We start from the raw sequence: 17,414 nt of genomic DNA on the forward strand, positions 1-17,414 counted from the left end.
TTACATTCTGCCTTTTTCTTCATCCAATGCATTGTTTTTGTGCTTGCTTTTGCGTGTAAACGTATCTTTACCAAAGCGATAAGTGAGTGCCAAACCAAAGCGCTGGGTGTCAGATTCATTGGTTTGAAATGAGTAAGCACGATCTAATCCAACAGATCGGTTTTCGTATACCCATGAATGAAAGATATCATCCATGTTGATTCTGATGCTTCCTTTATCTTTCCAGATCTTCTTCTGAATCCCTGCGTTCACTCTGTACATTCCGGATGTAAAAGTTTGGCCATTTAGATCTCTGCTGGCATAATAGCTTCCAAGTTCAGCACTCCAGCCTTTTTTAAACTGGAATTGGTTGTATATGCCAATTCTTGCCACATAAGTACTTGGATCAAGCTTTTTACCATAAGCCATACCATCCAATCCCATTTTGGAAAATTGAGGTTCTAAGTAGAACGTCCACCATTCTGCTGGTGTTATGGTGATACTGGTATTGAGCAATAGCATATAACCAAAGGCTACGTTTTCAGGTTTTTTAATAAACACATCATCTACCACCTGGGTGGTTTGGAAAATTACATCAGTAAATCTGTTGTAGCTTAAGCCCATTCTAAGGAGTTGTTTGTATTGATACTTAAGTTCATAACGAAACTGGTATTGAGGCGTTAACAGTGGATTGCCTGAAGAATAAGAGTATTTGTCTTTAAAGAATACAAACGGATTGAGGTATTGATAATTTGGTCTGTTTATTCTTTTGCTAATGCTAAAATTTAACGTGTTTCTGCCAACTGTATCGAACTTGTAGTTTAAAAATAGGCTAGGGAATAGCTGTGTATAGTTTTTGGTAAACTGGCTTTGCTGAACGATTTCATTACCTAACTGATTCCCTTTAGATTGTGTGTTTTCTAAGCGTAATCCAAATTGGATAGAGAGATATTTCCATCCTTTTTGAGCATTGATGTAAGCAGAGTTGATGTTTTCTCTGAATTTGAAGTGATTGGATTGGCCATTGTCGATAACCGGTCCTTGCTCGGTAATGTTGTAGTAATCAGATTTGTTGTCGTTATTAACGAAACTAGTTTTAAAACCGGCTTCGAACTTCGCATTATTTTTCATGGTTTGCACATAGTCTGCTTTAGCCGTGTATATGTTTATTTTAGAAGGTAAATTGTAAAGAAATTCATCGTTACTGATTGGAGCGCCATCAGGCTGATACAGGTTATTTATCAGTGATTGATTGCCTGTGCTCCGGTAATTTAAGTAATTGACATCAGCAGAGAGCTCTTTACCTGTTTTTCCAAATTTATGTAGGAAATTGATGTTTGAGCCTAAGTTTGTTCTGTTGTTGTCTCCGATGGTATTCCCTCTGCCAACATTATCTAACTGTCCGGCATTATAATTTCCGCTGTTGTAGTTCAGCAAGTCGTTGTTTTTGTTGTCATTTAAGTTAACCTGAAAACCATAGGTTGTATTTGGGCTAGCAGCGTAATCTAAGCCGATATTGGTGTTTAGCCCATTGCTTTTAAACTCCTGATTGTTTAATAATGATACCGTTGATGTTGGTGTATTGTTCGTATCAAAGAAGCTTCTTGTCATGTTATCGTTGGAGTAGTTCTTTTCGTAGTTGTAGCCTACACTACCGAACAAGTTGATCTTTTTATAGTTGTAGTTTAGGTTCAGGGCGTTGTTGTTTCTGCCATATTCTCCCTGAGAATAACCTGTAGAGAAACTTCCGATAAAACCACCTATTCTGCTTTTTTTCAATTTGATATTGATTATAGCATTTCCAGAAGCATCGTAACGGGCAGGAGGGTTGTCCATCAATTCTATTTTATCTAGCAGAGCGCCGGGAAGTGATTTCAAGTAAAGAGAAAGGTCTTGTCCTGACATGTAGGTAGGTCGGCCATCAATCAATACCATTACTCCTGAGCGCCCGTTTAGTGTAATATCTCCGCTGGAATTTACTACGATGCCCGGTGTTTTTTCCAGTACTTCTAAAGTATTGCTGCTAGCGCTGCTAATCATAGCATCAACATTTACTACAGTCCTGTCTATTTCCATTTGAATTAATGGGCGCTTTGCCTTTATCACCACTTCGGCAAGCTCCGTGCTTTTAGCAGGAAGCATGATGATAACCGGAAGCGTAATGCCTTTGTTTTCCTCAATATGCAACGGGGAGGAGTTGAATTCTTTTTTTCCTACGGCGGTTATTTTCAATAGATAAGAGCCTTTATCTATATTGTTGAATTGGAATTTTCCATCTCCATCAGTAATTCTTGTGGTAATAGCCGCAGTATCTGTTGCTTTAAATAGCCGGACTGTGGCTCCGGCAATGGCTTCGTTTTTTGAATCTTTTACTGTTGAAGAAATGACACCCGGTTTTACTTGTGCAAACGACGTAAAGGAAATTATAAAGGCGAGAAAGAAAATGGTATATGTTTTCATTACTATGGGTTTTAATGGTGATGAGCTTGTTGATTGATCAAATATTGCCTGTTCTTGCTAGCTCTGGAAAAAAATATGTTGTAACTTGGCTATTGGATGATGGAAGGTGATTTTGGGGTGTTAAACAGTTTTGTACCCGGATATTGAGGTTCTGTCAATGGTTTTGACTTGTTCGTCAGTAAATATTTATTGATCCAATGAACTTACCCAAATTTGTAGCCTATGATTGAGACTAGGAACATGAGAAATACTACGGACGATATAAAATTAAAACCATTGATTGGCTTCTTTGGGCAGCCGCTTTACATAATCTTATCGCTTATTGTTTCGATTCCTGTTTATTTGGTAATAGAAACCTATGTAAGGTCTATTGACGTGCGTGAAGACGAGGCCGTGGCCTTTGCAGGAACTGTATTCTTTTTTATCGGGCTTTTTACGGGTAGATATGTAGCTCAGATCTGGACGGCACGATTAACAGTTCTCCCTAAAGAGCTTTCTTTTGGATTGTTCATCCTGATTATAGTTTGTACCGGATGGTTGTTTTTTCATGCTGATTTTCCCCTGCATGGAAGAATCGCGATTAATTTATTGTTGTCCTGGGTTCCGTTTATGCTGATTAGTTTATCGCTTGGTGCATTGATCAAAATTGTTCATGCGATTTCTGAAAATCAATTGAAAGCAGCCAAAACAATGGCTGCCCACAGCAAAAGCGAATTGCACCTATTGCAATCTCAGTTGAGTCCTCATTTTCTGTTTAATACTTTAAACAACATGTATGGACTTTCCATTACGGATCATGAGAAAATACCTGCACTGTTATTAAAACTGTCCGAACTGCTGCGCTATTCGGTTTATGATGCCACAGAAATATATGTGCCATTAAAAGATGAAGTAACCTATATTAACAACTACATCGAGTTTGAAAAGATAAGGATTGGCGACAGATTAGTATTGATTACCGAAATTGAAGAAGTAATTGTGCCCGAAATAAAGATAGCCCCAATGTTGTTGATCGTGTTTATTGAGAATGCTTTTAAGCACTCTAAAAATACGATTGATGAAAAGATATATATTGATATAAAGTTAAAGACCTGGGGCAATTCTATCCTTTTCTCCGTTAGAAATTCTTACGGGAGTGAGGATAATGAGAAAAGTACACTTAATAAAAGTAGCGGTTTCGGACTGGATAACGTAAGTAAAAGGTTAAACCTGCTTTATACCGGTGAGCATGAATTGAACATTAAAAGAGATAATTCATTTTACAATGTTATCTTACAGCTTAAAATGAAATAATGAACCAGGTAAGCTGCCTTATTGTTGATGATGAACCGATTGCAAGAGACATTATAAAGACCTATTGCAGTCATTTGGATTATCTGAATGTTGTGGGGTCTTGCGGGAACGCGCTTGAAGCTAAAGCCGTATTACAGAAACAGAAAGTTGATATTCTTTTCCTAGATATCAATATGCCTATAATGGATGGGATTTCATTTGTTAAAACACTAAAGGATCAGCCTCAGGTGATATTTACAACGGCTTATAAGGAATATGCCATTGATGCTTTTGATTTGGCTGCCTGCGATTATTTATTAAAACCTTTCTCTTTTGATCGTTTTATTATTGCCGTAGATAAAGCATTGGAAAAACTGGAACCTAAAGGAGTTGTGCAGGTAAGTGAAGTAGCCGGTTCTGTTGCAGAAGACTTCATCTTCATTAAAACAGACGGAAAGATTTACAAAGTAGGCTATGATGAGCTATTGTACGCTGAAGCGCAAGGAAATTACACCAAAATAATAACCTCAGGCAATTTGCTATTGCCTAAAATGCCTTTCTCCAGTTTTGAGGAACTTTTGCCAAAAACGCTGTTTCTGAGAACCCATCGGTCATTCATTATTAATAAATCCAAAATTGGCCATATAGAGGGCAATCGTGTATTTATTAATAACAATGAAATCCCGATTGGGAGTAATTATAAAGATCAGTTGCTCAAAGATCTTGGGTTTTCTTAAGGTTTATTACTCGGCTACAATTTCTTTTTTTGTCAGCTTATAGATAACAAACATCACTATTCCCGAAATAACGGCCAACAATAAATAGCTGGAATTTAAGTTGTGCTCGTCCTTTGCCGGTAGAAAAGAGATAACGCTATAGCTCAGAAAGGATACAATTACATAGGTAACACCGCCTGTTAATCCGCTTGCTATACCTGCGTTTTTAGGGAATCTGCCTAAACAAAAAGTAAAGTAGTTGTTAAAGATGTAGCCGGCAGTTACATGGATTAAAAAGGCAAATAGTATTAAAGTATATATGCTGGATATGAATTGAATGCAGATGAACATTAATGCGACAAACAGAATTTGTAATCCCAGGTTAACAATCATTTTCTTTAGGAATGGCTTGTTTATGGTGGCTTTACCTATAAAACCTCCCACCATCCAGGCGAAGCCGAGAATAAGCGAGCTGTATCCGGCAACTACAGGCGAAAAGTTAAGGTGATGCTCTATAATAAATGGCCCTGTCATGTTGTAGATCATTACCATTGAATACGCTAAACCTAGCATCACTATACCTAAACTAAAACTAGGTGTTTTAATCATTTTAAGATAGATATTGCCTATGTTCTTTAAGGAAAATTTAGAGAAATTGCGTAAGCTTTCTCCACTGTAAATGAATTCCAGTGCGGCAAGTATTAGGGCTAATCCGGCAAGGAAGTAGAAATTAGACTCCCAGCCAAAAGCGGTTTGTAAATAACCACCCAAAAATGGTGCTACTATAGGGCCTGTAGACCAGATAATAGAGAATAGGCTTAAGTAATGTTTTAGTTTGTCGCCTTCAAAGACGTCGACAAAGAATGCACGCTTGCCTACAATGATCGTTCCTACAGTAAATCCATGAATGATTCGCATGAGGTAAATAAGGTAGATGTTATGGGTATTCGCAATCACAATGCTTGCTGCCGCAAATATCAGTAAGCAGATAAGGCTAAGTTTATACCTTCCGAAACTATCTAATACACTGCCTATAAAGAGCTGAGAAATTCCGTAACTGATTAGGAATAGACTTAATGTTAGCTGTACTTGCAAACTACTCACCTGCATGGTTGTAGCCATGGTAGGTAAGGAGGGGATGTATATATCTGTAGCAAAGCCCGATAAGGGTAACAATGCAAAAGCAAGGACAGTTGAAATGCCCTTGTTTTGTTCTTTTAATGGTTTTGATGCTGTCAATTGGTGATGTTTTGAGCAGCCAAAGTTACCCTTTCAAAGGTTTTTATACCTTATTTTTAGAACACGGTAATGTAATAAATAGACTATTTTAAAGTCAAAATTTTACTTAAACAATAGCGTAGCACCGCTTTTATCGTAAAATTCTTTATAGTTTTTTATATTAAGTATTTCGTTTACAGCCTAATTCTTATCAGTGCTTTTATCGTAGTATGCTTTGCATATCTGATAACCGACCCAATAACCAAGATCGGCTGGTTTATCGGCAGTTTCCTGATCAGAATTTGCAATCCAGTTTCTTGCCCTGTTTAAGTACATCTCTTTTTCAAAGTCGGCCCAAACTTGTTTCTCTTTACCCTTAGCCCAAACAAACAGGCGTTCATTGGCCGTTTTACCTGATATCAGTTCGCCAATAAAATCGGCCATACCTTCTACAAGCGCATTCGACAGGAGCGTAGTATCGTTAGCTAAACCCTTCTGATTAAAATGGATGAGCTCATGAGCAATTAGGTTTGGCAAGGATTTGAGATTAGCGAAGTTGTTTTTCTGCCATAAGTTTAGCTCCTTAACAGGAACATCTTCTGTCCGAGCAGATTGGTCTACACCAATTAACAATCCGGCTTCAGTACTGGTCCCACCTGAATTAAATGCGCCGATAACAAAGTATATATTAGGAAACTGAGCGTTATTGTAGATTTTCTTGAAATTAACAAAGCTTTGGATCATTTGAGGCTTCATCTGATCAACAGCAAAGGTGTTTTTACGTACTGCAGCGTAAAACTCAGGTTTGGCATTTACAGATTTAACGAAATACTTTAGGTTCCTGATTTTATAGCCCAGATAATCCTGAAGTCCATCTGTTGCTGGCTCGACATAGTATTTTTTGTAGATGTTAATTGAGTTGGCTGTGTCTTTTTTAGCCAGATCGTACGCTGTCCAAAAGTTCTTTACATCGGTGGTGATCAGTTTGGCTTTGTAAGGATCGGTAGTACTATTTTTAGTTACCTTAATGCTATTTAAAAGTTTAGGCCAGCCGGGTAATGAACGTAAGGACTCCAGATCAGTGTCTTTTTTAAGGTGATCAATATTTTTATATCCACTGTTCACTGCATTTGTAAGTAAAACGAGGGCGCTATCTTGCTGATTGCTTAATGCATAGCAACATGCGGCATTATAGTAGTTGCTGATTTTGAGAACCTTAAAATCAGATTGTTCTGTTGCCTTCAAGTAATGCTGTCCCGCCTGTTTAAAGTTTTTCGCTTTATAAAGACTATCGGCAATTCTTTCGTGTCTTATTTGTGCGACAGCTACGCTGCTGGTTAATAGCAGGAAAACTAAAATGTGATTGAGCTTAAGCATAGGTCTGTTTTTAAAATGCGAAGTGCTTTTGAATATCTTCTGTAGCTAATTTTAGGTCTGTAAATATTTTATCAGCAATCGCTAATTTAGGATGTTGTGATACATCAGCTTGTATTGCATAACAAACTAAGTCGGCTGCCTTAGCGGCTTTTAAACCATTAATGGTATCCTCGAATGCTAAGCATTCATCTTTTTCCAGTCCCAGTTTCTGGCAGCACATGTTATAGCATTCAGGATCTGGTTTTGTTAAAGTAACGTCGGTTCTGGTAATCATAAGATCAAAATAACTGCTCAAACCATTTCTTGCAAAAATCAACTCAACATCAGTTCTTGGGCTAGCAGTAACCAGGGCTAGCTTAAGGCCATTTTGTTTAAAGAATTGAATGGTTTCTAAAGCATATGGCATTAGGTTAATGTCTTTGGTAAAGAAGCCTGTTTTGCTTAATCGCTCGCGCCAGTCTATTAGTTCTGACAAGTCAATGTCCAGGTTGTATTTTTCTTTAATTGTTTTGCTGTTGATTGGGAGCGGGTAACCTGCGTATGTGCTAACCCATTCTTGATAAGTCATAGATAACGAGAAGGTGTCCAGGATTTCTAACCAGCATTGGTAGTGAAAATATTCTGAGTCGATAAGTGTGCCATCAAGATCGAATAATATGGCTTTAAGTTTCTGCATGTAGGTAAAAGTATTTGGCTAAAATAGAAAAAACTAATTGCTTTATTATCTTTGCTACACCTCACTACTTATGTTATTATTCAAAGAAATTGCGCGCAATTATAAATCGTCTTTTACCGGGTTAAGCCGTGAAACCTGGATTCTGAGCATCGTTATGCTCATTAATCGGAGTGGTTATATGGCGGTTCCTTTTATGGGATTATTTGTTACACAATCTCTTCATAGATCAGCTTCTGATGCAGGATTAATCATTACGCTTTTTGGTGTTGGCTCCATTATGGGCTCTGCTGCAGGAGGTAAGCTTACCGATGTAATCGGTTTTAGGCCTGTTCAGATAGTGGCATCAATTGTTAGCGGCATATTCTTTTTGTTTTTTGCGAACATTACTAATTTTCATACGCTTTGTGTACTTGCTGTTGTGATCAGTTTCTTTTCGGAAGCTTTTCGTCCGGCAAACTTTGCGGCTATAGCTGCTTATTCCAAGCCGGAATTGCAGACACGTTCTTATTCTTTAAACCGACTAGCGGTTAATATGGGGTGGGCGGTAGGTGTAAGTATAGGTGGCTTAATTGCGTCTTATGATTACAGGCTATTGTTTTTTGTTGATGGCTCGGTAAGTATTATTGCAGGCTTAGGCATCTTTTGGTTTCTGCCAAAAATTAAGGGCTATAGAAAAGCCATTAAAGAAAAAGTTAAGGGAATTGTGGTACGTAAACCTTGGGAAGACGCGGTGTTCATCAGGTTTTTGTTACTTACTGCTGTTTTTATTATTTGTACTTTTCTGATGTTTAGGGTTGTACCGGTATTTTATAAGGAAATCTGGAAGATTGGTGAGTTTGAGATTGGTTTAATACTAGGACTTAATGGAATTATTATTGCATTATTTGAGATGGTACTGATCCATAAGATTGAAAACAAAAGGTCACCAGTGTTCTTTATCGTATTAGGTGTTGTATTTATTGCGTGTTCATTCGCTGTGCTGTTACTCCCATTTGGAAACGTAATCGTATTGGGTGTGCTGAGCATAGTTTTCTTCACCTTTGGTGAAATGTTTGCATTACCTTTTATTAACAGCTTTGTAATGAGCAGGTCTAACGAATTTAATAGAGGCTCATATGCCGCAGGTTATATGCTTTGTTGGTCGATAGCTCAGGTTATAGGGCCCACGGCCGGCTTTTTTATAGCCGAAAAGTATGGTTATAATCCACTTTGGATAATGATCAGCATCTTGTTATTAATCTCTGCATATATGTACAAGCTGATGAAGCAGGATTAGTCAATATTTATTATTTTAGTCAAGTTTTCAAAATCAGATGTGGAAGTTCTCCTGAGGTGATAACCATAAAAACAAACAAGTATAGTGGAGAATGATATTAGCTTAACGCAAAAGGAAACAGGTTTAAAATACCTTTTCCTTACTTTTCTTAAAATAGGGTGTGTTTCTTTTGGTGGGCATATGGCATTGATAGCCGTTGTTCAAAAGGAAATGATTGAAAAGGATAAAACGCTTAGTCAGGAAAACCTGCTGAATGCAGTGAGTATTGCCAGCTTATTACCTGGCCCTCTGGCTGTAAATGTGGTGTCGTATATTGGCTATCATTTACATAAAAAGCTAGGCTTGGTTGTGAGTATGTTGGGTATTTTGCTCCCGGCATGTGCATTGATGTTTGTGCTGTCGTGGTGTTACTTTAATTACATTCATGTTAAGGATCTTTCCGGTATAATGGCCTATACAGTAGCGGCGGTTAGTGCTATTATCTTAACTACAGGTTTAAATATATTTTTAAAGGAAGTAAAGGGACATAATGGTAAAATTGCTTTATGCCTGGTCTCTATTGTACTGTTGTATTTTGTTAAGGGATACCTGATTATTCTATTGCTGATATTACTTGGCGGACTGATTGGTGTTTATTTTAAACTGGCTAATTTAACTGATGGTGGCGCTGCAAAGTTTACATGGGGGAGATTGAGTACTGGCGCTAAAATAGGCCTGTCATCTTTATTGCTGTTATACTCAACTTTTGTTACAGGGCTGTACAAACACACGGACTTGATGCTACTTAAAATAGCTTCTGTTTTTTCGGGGATTAGTCTTTCACTTTTTGGCGGAGGATATGTGATGATCCCGATTATGCAGTCGCTTTTTGTAACGGAATTGAAGTGGTTAACCAATCAGGAATTTATAGATAGTATTGCGTTTAGTCAGCTAACTCCCGGGCCAATTTTAGTAAGTGCTTTTTTTACAGGCTATAAGTTGGCGGGATTGGTAGGAGCGGCGTTAGCAACCATAGCTATTTTTGTGCCTTCTTCTATTCTGATGATCATTGTTTCTAAGATATTTAAGAACAACGCCGACTCTACAGTGATGAAAAATGCACTGGCAGGAATAAAACCTGTTGTAGTTGGGATGATCATCGCTTCGGGCATAAAGCTCTTTTTTTCAGTGCATTCCGCACCTTTAAATATAGTTTTGTTTGTTGCCGCATTTATTTTAAGTTTCAGATTTAAATTTAATCCTGTATACTTAATCATTATTTCTTTACTAATAGGAACTGCAGTACACTTTATAGGGTAAGTGCTGAATAAATTTTAACTGACAAGAATGGCGAATACAGGCATACAAATAATAGGAACGCAACGTTCCGGATCTAATCTATTAAGAGTAATTCTGGATCAATCAGAAGAAATTGCCTCACCACATCCACCTCACATATTAGTGGTTTTTATGCCGCTTTTGCCGCTGTATGGCGAGCTTAATAGCGTTTCTTATAAAACCTTGGTTAATGACGTAGTGACTTACGTAAATGCCAACCCTGTGCCATGGGAAGGGGTTTTGCTTAATGCTGATGAGATTTACGGGGCATCAACGCGTTATGACCTTTTAGAGATCAATAGATTGGTGTATGAACAAGCTGCCATTAATAAAGGCGCTAAGTATTGGTGCTGTAAAAGCATGGCAAATGTTCACTATGCTTCAGAAATGGAAGATTTTGGACTAAACCTAAAATACATTTACCTGTACCGGGATGGTAGGGATGTGGCCTGTTCATTTAAAAAGGCTATAGTCGGGGAAAAGCATATCTATCACATTGCTAAGCAATGGAACGAAGATCAGGAAGCGTGTCTGCGCTTAAGAGCAAGCTTGCCTGCCGACCGCTTTTTCTCATTGAACTATGAAACATTGATTACAGAACCTGAAAGTGAAATCAGGAAACTCTGCCTTTACCTTGATATTGCCTATCATCCGGAGATGCTTAAGTTCTATGATTCCAAGACCTCTAAACTTACAGCTGCAGCCGGTGAAATGTGGAGCAATCTGGAAAAGCCAATCATCAGTAACAATACAGGTAAGTTTTTAAAAGAGTTTAAAGGCAATGATCTGGAGATTTTTGAACTGGTTGCAGGTGATGTATTGAAAGAACTGGATTATGAACTGGTTATCCAAAATCCTGATGTAAGTTTAATTGATGCAGCACATATTGCGAACTATGATGGGGAAAATGCCGCTTTAAAGAAGGAAGCTGTGTTAACCGCCAGACAAAGTGATTTGGACAATAGAGAAGGACAAGCAAAAATCCTTAAAGAGATCAAAGCAAGAACACTATAATTTTACCTGAAAACATGATCATTACAGCTATACAACCTATAATTGATATTGCCATTAAAGCCGGAGCTGCTATTTTGGAGGTTTACAACGGAACGCAGGAAGACTTTGGAATTACAGCAAAAGAAGACAATTCTCCACTAACTGTTGCTGATCGCATTTCGCATGAAATCATTGTTGAAGGCTTAACCAAACTTTACCCTGAAATACCAATATTATCTGAAGAAGGTGCTGATATTGAATATGCAATCAGGAAAGAATGGAAGCAATATTGGTGTGTAGATCCATTAGATGGCACTAAAGAATTCATCAATAGAAATGGGCAGTTTACCGTAAATATTGCATTTATGGAGAACAACAAGCCGGTAATTGGTGTAATCTACAGTCCGGTATTGAATGTAGTTTATTATGGTATAGTAGGCAAAGGCAGTTGGAAATTGACACCAGGAGAAACTCCTCAGGCCATCAGTGTAGATCAGAAAACAAGTGAATGGATTGCTATAGGTAGTCGCTCTCATGCTGATGAAGATGAGGAGAATATATTAAAACAATATCCGGTTACCAGTAAGCTTTCAATTGGAAGTTCACTAAAGTTCTGTTTAGTTGCAGAGGGTAAAGCCCAAATCTATTATAGAAAAGGACCGACCATGGAATGGGATACTGCTGCCGGACAAGCCATAGCGGTAAGTAGTGGTGCAACAATGCATACCGCAGATTTTGAAGAATTTATTTACAATAAACCGTCCTTATTAAATCCAGGGTTTTACTGTAAGATAAGCTAAGCATGATCTGTAATTCTGTTTTTTACGGCATCGTGTAGTTCGTTACAGCATTGCTGTACAGTAGAATTGGCGGTATAGAGAATTAAATCAGGATCTGTTGGTCTTTCGAAAGCAGAACTTACGCCAGTAAAGTTCTTTAAAGTGTTGTTGTGAGCCTGTTCATACAAGCCTTTAACATCTCTTTGTTCGCAAACGTCAATTGGACAATCAATAAACACTTCGAAGTACAGATCTCCTAAAATGTTTTTGGCCATTTCCCGGTGAGCATTTAAGGGGGTGATGAAAGAGCAGGTAACGATTACTCCATTTGAAGCAATTATTTTAGCTGTTTCAGCAGCACGTCTAATGTTTTCCGCTCTATCGTCCATGCTAAAGCCTAAATTGTAGTTTAATCCTTTTCGCATTTCATCGCCATCAAGCTGCATAGAAAAGAAACCTGATTCATTCAATTGTTCTTCGAACAAATTGGATATCGTGCTTTTTCCTGCTCCAGATAGGCCCATAAGCCATATCACCATGCCTTTTTGATGTGGTAATTTCATTGACCTAATGTATAAAAAATCCTTGTACCTACATAAGAGAGTTGCTATTGTTCAATATTAGTTTACTACTTTTGCATGGTCAAATGAATAATTCCAATACATCAGATCCGATCTACAACCTTCCTTTCGCCTTACTTTGCTTAAGTTCTTTATTGTTCTCTGCCAGTTTTAATATGCTGATTCCCGATTTGCCGGCTTACTTAAGTGGCTTAGGTGGAGCAGAATACAAAGGATTAATTATCGCATTGTTTACGTTAACGGCTGGTATATCGAGGCCATTTAGTGGGAAGTTAACGGATACAATTGGTCGTGTCCCTGTTATGGCTGTCGGTTCTATTGTATGCTTTGTGTGCGGATTTTTATATCCGATACTGGGCACAGTCTCCGGATTTCTTTTTTTGCGTCTGGTTCATGGTTTCTCTACAGGTTTTAAACCGACCGCAACCTCAGCATATGTTGCTGATATCATTCCGAGAGACAGATGGGGAGAAGCTTTAGGAATCCATGGTTTATGTTTTAGCACAGGAATGGCCATTGGACCTGCTATTGGCAGCTTCATCAGTGGTTTGTATTCAATAAACGTATTGTTTTATTCTTCATCCGCTTTGGCGCTGCTTTCTATCATCATATTGATGAATATGAAAGAAACTTTAAAAAACAGACAGAAATTCAGCTTCGCTATTTTAAAGATATCCCGTAAGGACATTATTGATGTTCGGGTATTACCAGCAGCTATTGTTACTTTGCTGTCTTACGTAGGTTACGGTGTTATATTAACACTAATCCCTGATTGGAGTGGTTATATCGGCCTCGCTAACAAAGGGATATTCTTTATGGTATTTACCATTTCTTCATTACTAATCAGGTTTGTTGCCGGAAAAGTATCGGATAAGTATGGCCGTTTGAATGTTGCCATCTACGGACTAACCATCTTGTGTGCCTCCCTGGTAATTACGGGATATGGTACTTCTGAGACTGGTTTACTGACCGGAGCAGTGGTTTATGGTATAGGAACAGGTATTTTATCTCCAGCTTTAAATGCATGGACAATAGACCTGAGTCACCCGCAACATAGAGGTAAAGCTATGGCAACCATGTATATCGCACTTGAGGCAGGGATAGGTTTGGGGGCTTTATTTGCGGGCTGGGCGTACCAGGACGTGATCTATATGATCCCGTCCATTTTATATTGTACTGCCGCTGTTGCACTAATGGCACTTGTTTTCATGGTGGTCTGGAAAAGACGATCTGATGGTTTACAAAAGAGCCTTTAATTTAGGATTGCGAAAGAATAATCCTATCCATACCAATATTCCGAATACCAATGCAAAATAAAGGGGCTGACCAGCACGTACCATAATTGCAATTGCGCCGCCCAGGTATCCGGTTAGTAAAATTGCTCCTATAAATGCAGTACGGGGAATAGCGTACAGAATGGTACAGATGAGTAAAGCAATACCAATTGGCTGTATCAAATGCTCTGGCCATCCCAATTGAACAGATCCTTCAACTGAGTGTGATTCTTTAACGATTTTGCCGATGGCATCAAATAGCAGAAAAAGAATGCACAGGGCGCTAACGATTCTTCCTGTCCATACTGCTTTAACGGATTGTTGTGTTGTTGTGGTTGCTTGTAGCGTTTCCATAGTTTTATAGTTTAGGGTTGTTAATTAATTTCTAATGCTAAATTACCAGGAATTAGAAAGCTGTGTAGTGGGCAAGTGTGTCAATAATGAGGGGCGATCGCGACTAATTTAGTATTGTTGTTAGACTAAAATATTATTGCTTTCTTTACCGTATGAAGAAATGGTTTCAAGCTAACAGCACACATTTTATTATCATCGGGATATTCTTTATTCTTTGTTTTGCTTATTTCAGTCCTGCAATGCAGGGAAAAGACCTTTACCAAAGTGATGTGCTTGAAGCCAAAGCAATGGCAAAAGAGATCATGGATGTTAAAGCGGCAACCGGAAAAGGACCATTATGGACCAACTCCATGTTTGGGGGGATGCCGAGTTTTCAGATATGGGTATCTAACAGTGGCAGCATAGCCAATAATGTAATTAATACCTTAAAAACCGTATTTCCGAATCCAATTGATATTGTGCTTTGCTATCTTTTAGGCGCTTACTTTTTGTTAAGCGTGCTAAAGATGAAGCCCTGGCTGGCTGCCGCCGGAGCCATTGCTTTTGCTTTTACCTCTTATAACTTCATCTATATAGAAGCAGGCCACAGCAATCAGGCCATGGCAATTTCGTTTTTCGCACCCGTATTGGGCTCCATTCTGCTCACTTTTAGGGGGAGGTATTTGTTGGGGGGCTTGCTCACCGCATTTTTTCTTGCCGTAGAGATTAGGTGTAACCACATCCAAATGACCTATTATCTGTTCATGTGCTTGCTGATATTGGCAGGCTTTGAATTGTATTACGCCATAGCATCTAAGCAATTAAAGGCTTTCTTTACTTCAGTAGCCTATCTTTTAGGAGGTGTTATTTTAGCTGTAGGTGTAAACGCGGGACAGTTATGGACGACCTACGAATACGGTAACGAATCTATTCGTGGTAAGGCAAATTTAAGCAGGACATCTTCAAAATCAGATACCGGACTTGGACGCGACTATGCCTATAACTGGAGTCAGGGTGTCGGCGAGATATCGACATTTTTAGTTCCAAATATGTATGGTGGAGCTACACATATTAAACAATTAGATGAGCATTCTCATGTAGCTAAAGCGCTGGTAAATAATGGCGTTCGGGAAGATCAGGTTAAAGAAATTATTCCTCAATTACAGCAAGGTTTACTAAGAACTTACTGGGGTGAAAAATCAAGTACCCATGGTCCTTGGTATTTTGGCTGTATTGTGATCTTTTTATACGTATTAGGACTATTTATTGTTAAAGGCAAAATGAAATGGTGGATTTTAACCTCCACATTTCTGTTTGTGTTTTTATCCTTTGGTCGACATTTCCCATTAATCTCTGATCTTTTCTTTGATTATTTCCCATTGTATAACAAAATGCGGGCTGTAGAATCTATACTGGTTATACCGGCTTTAATTATACCGCTACTCGCATTTGTTGCCCTTAAGCAGTTTGTAGATGAGAAAGATACAGCGAAAGAGTTAACCAAAAAACTACTTTACTCCGTTTACATCACAGGAGGGGCATTAGTACTGTTTATGCTTGTGCCAACGGTATTCCTTGATTTTAGAGATACTTCGCATCAGGAGATGGTAAATCATATTGCTGAAACTTTTAAAGCTGATCCTAGCTTCGGAAATTCCATAGGTAATGCACTGGTAGAAGACAGAATCTCACTGGCTCGTACAGATGCGTTTAGGTCATTAGTTTTCATTGTACTTGCTTTCGGGGTTATGTGGGCCATCCTAAAAGGAAAAGTGAAAACAAATACAGCCTTTATAGCTTTGGGTATCTTGATTTTGGTTGACATGTGGGGAGTGGATAAAAGGTATTTGAACAATAGCAATTTCTACGACAAGTCTGTCTTGGATCAGAGTTATCAGCCTACTGCTGCCGATCTTCAGATACTGAATGATAAATCACTTGATTATAGAGTGATAGATCTTACAAAAGGCAATCCTTTCTTTGATGCTTCGGCTTCATATTTCCATAAATCGGTAGGAGGAAGGCACTCGGCCAGGCTGCAGCGCTATGATGAGATGATCACAGCTCAATTCAATGGTACTATAAACGAGCCTGTATTGGATATGTTGAATACCAAATACTTGATATTGGCCGATAAGGCTAGTCCGACACCGCAGGCTATTGAAAGAAAGACTGCTTTAGGAAACGCATGGTTTATCAGCAACATCAGCTACGTGAAAAATGCGGATGAGGAAATGAAGGGCATCACCAAGTTTGATCCAAAAACAACTGCAATAGTTGATGAGCGCTTCAAATCTCAAATTGGCGATGTAAAACCGCTAACTGATTCTACTGCAAACATCGTATTGACCGAATATCATCCGGATCACCTGGTTTATAAATATAAAAGCGCACAGGATGTTGTGGCTGTATTTGCCGAAGTCTGGTACGATAAAGGTTGGAATGCCTATTTGGATGGCAACCAAATCCCTTATTTTAGAGCCAATTACATACTTAGAGCAGCCAAATTGCCTTCAGGAAGTCATAATTTAGCGTTTAAGTTTGAACCGACATCTTACCTAGTGGGAGATAAAATTTCAATGATTTCTTCTTTAATTCTAGTGCTGATTTCAGCTATTGCTGTATTTTTGCATTTCAGAGCTAAGAAAAAGACAGGTTCGGTATAAGTTCAATTAAACTATAAAGATTGTATTCAAAAGATCAGGCTTCGCAAATTAAGCAAGCTTTTTGGACTGCTTATGGGCAGTATATGGCATTGCAGCCTTCGGCAGAGGGATTAAGAATTAACTGGATTAACTATAAAACCGGCATCAAGCATTTGGCTTTTAAAATGCAGGTTGATAAAAAATCGGCATGGATAGGGATAGAAATGTCACATCCGGACTTAAGCATACAACAACTTTTATTTGAACAGTTTGAAGAATATAAAAAGCTGTTAAGTGGTACTTTAGGAGAAGAATGGGAATGGGAGATGCACACTACTGATGAATATGGTAAGACAGTTAGCAAAATTCATATCGGTTTACCGGATGTGAGCATATTTAAGCAGGACGACTGGCCTCAGCTTATCTCTTTTTTTAAGCCTCGTATGATAGCGCTTGATGAGTTTTGGAATGATGCTAAATATGGTTTTGAGTTATTTAAGTAAACTGATTAACGTTTA

15 protein-coding genes are annotated in these 17,414 nt (G+C 38.4%); 9 read left to right on the forward strand and 6 right to left on the reverse strand.

Going from position 1 to position 17,414, the window contains the following annotated elements:
• Positions 1–2,439, reverse strand: a complete 2,439-nt coding sequence (locus HQN83_RS01180; RefSeq protein WP_173087769.1) for a TonB-dependent receptor — start codon at positions 2,437–2,439, stop codon at positions 1–3.
• A gap of 222 nt (positions 2,440–2,661) precedes the next feature.
• Between HQN83_RS01180 and HQN83_RS01185 the strand changes: the two genes are divergently transcribed.
• Positions 2,662–3,732 carry a sensor histidine kinase gene (locus HQN83_RS01185; protein WP_173087771.1) on the forward strand — a complete coding sequence of 357 codons (1,071 nt, stop codon included), beginning with the start codon at positions 2,662–2,664 and terminating at the stop codon, positions 3,730–3,732.
• A complete protein-coding gene (locus HQN83_RS01190; protein WP_173087773.1) occupies positions 3,732–4,448 on the forward strand; it encodes a LytR/AlgR family response regulator transcription factor in 717 nt (238 codons plus the stop codon). Before HQN83_RS01185 ends, HQN83_RS01190 begins: the two co-directional genes overlap by 1 nt.
• 6 nt (positions 4,449–4,454) lie before the next feature.
• Here the strand turns inward: HQN83_RS01190 and HQN83_RS01195 are convergent, their stop codons facing one another.
• From HQN83_RS01195 to HQN83_RS01205, 3 genes are all read right to left on the reverse strand, one after another.
• Complete coding sequence (locus HQN83_RS01195) at positions 4,455–5,666, reverse strand: MFS transporter (RefSeq protein WP_173087775.1); 1,212 nt, start codon at positions 5,664–5,666, stop codon at positions 4,455–4,457.
• A gap of 180 nt (positions 5,667–5,846) precedes the next feature.
• On the reverse strand, positions 5,847–7,022 hold the full coding sequence (locus tag HQN83_RS01200; RefSeq protein WP_173087777.1) for a gliding motility protein GldB-related protein: 1,176 nt from the start codon (positions 7,020–7,022) through the stop codon (positions 5,847–5,849).
• 10 nt (positions 7,023–7,032) lie between these two features.
• The gene (locus HQN83_RS01205) at positions 7,033–7,698 is read right to left on the reverse strand and encodes an HAD family hydrolase (RefSeq protein ID WP_173087779.1); all 666 of its coding nucleotides are present in this window, start codon (positions 7,696–7,698) and stop codon (positions 7,033–7,035) included.
• A gap of 70 nt (positions 7,699–7,768) precedes the next feature.
• Between HQN83_RS01205 and HQN83_RS01210 the strand changes: the two genes are divergently transcribed.
• From HQN83_RS01210 to cysQ, 4 genes are all read left to right on the forward strand, one after another.
• Positions 7,769–8,974: an MFS transporter gene (locus HQN83_RS01210; protein ID WP_173087781.1), complete on the forward strand. Its 1,206-nt coding sequence runs from the start codon at positions 7,769–7,771 to the stop codon at positions 8,972–8,974.
• Positions 8,975–9,058: 84 nt separating this feature from the next.
• The gene (gene chrA, locus HQN83_RS01215; RefSeq protein ID WP_173087783.1) at positions 9,059–10,273 is read left to right on the forward strand and encodes a chromate efflux transporter; all 1,215 of its coding nucleotides are present in this window, start codon (positions 9,059–9,061) and stop codon (positions 10,271–10,273) included.
• A gap of 27 nt (positions 10,274–10,300) precedes the next feature.
• Positions 10,301–11,305: a sulfotransferase family protein gene (locus tag HQN83_RS01220; protein WP_173087785.1), complete on the forward strand. Its 1,005-nt coding sequence runs from the start codon at positions 10,301–10,303 to the stop codon at positions 11,303–11,305.
• Between the two features lie 14 nt (positions 11,306–11,319).
• A complete protein-coding gene (gene cysQ / locus HQN83_RS01225; protein WP_173087787.1) occupies positions 11,320–12,084 on the forward strand; it encodes a 3'(2'),5'-bisphosphate nucleotidase CysQ in 765 nt (254 codons plus the stop codon).
• On the opposite strand, the gene cysC is transcribed toward cysQ, so the two are convergent.
• Complete coding sequence (cysC, locus tag HQN83_RS01230; RefSeq protein ID WP_173087789.1) at positions 12,081–12,626, reverse strand: adenylyl-sulfate kinase; 546 nt, start codon at positions 12,624–12,626, stop codon at positions 12,081–12,083. The genes cysQ and cysC overlap by 4 nt on opposite strands.
• An 83-nt stretch (positions 12,627–12,709) precedes the next feature.
• On the opposite strand from cysC, the gene HQN83_RS01235 reads away from it, so the two are divergent.
• Positions 12,710–13,900 carry an MFS transporter gene (locus tag HQN83_RS01235; RefSeq protein ID WP_173087791.1) on the forward strand — a complete coding sequence of 397 codons (1,191 nt, stop codon included), beginning with the start codon at positions 12,710–12,712 and terminating at the stop codon, positions 13,898–13,900.
• Here the strand turns inward: HQN83_RS01235 and HQN83_RS01240 are convergent.
• Positions 13,883–14,272 (reverse strand): DoxX family protein, encoded by a 390-nt coding sequence (locus tag HQN83_RS01240; RefSeq protein ID WP_173087793.1) that lies wholly within the window; start codon positions 14,270–14,272, stop codon positions 13,883–13,885. The two genes, HQN83_RS01235 and HQN83_RS01240, sit on opposite strands and share 18 nt — an antisense overlap.
• A gap of 152 nt (positions 14,273–14,424) precedes the next feature.
• On the opposite strand from HQN83_RS01240, the gene HQN83_RS01245 reads away from it, so the two are divergent.
• Together HQN83_RS01245 and HQN83_RS01250 are read left to right on the forward strand one after the other, a co-directional pair.
• Positions 14,425–16,917 (forward strand): YfhO family protein, encoded by a 2,493-nt coding sequence (locus HQN83_RS01245; protein ID WP_173087795.1) that lies wholly within the window; start codon positions 14,425–14,427, stop codon positions 16,915–16,917.
• Between the two features lie 20 nt (positions 16,918–16,937).
• Complete coding sequence (locus HQN83_RS01250; protein WP_173087797.1) at positions 16,938–17,399, forward strand: DUF4268 domain-containing protein; 462 nt, start codon at positions 16,938–16,940, stop codon at positions 17,397–17,399.
• The last annotated feature ends 15 nt before the right edge of the window (positions 17,400–17,414 follow it).

This window comes from Pedobacter foliorum (assembly GCF_013266735.1).
In the GTDB taxonomy this organism is placed as follows: Bacteria; Bacteroidota; Bacteroidia; order Sphingobacteriales; family Sphingobacteriaceae; genus Pedobacter; species Pedobacter foliorum.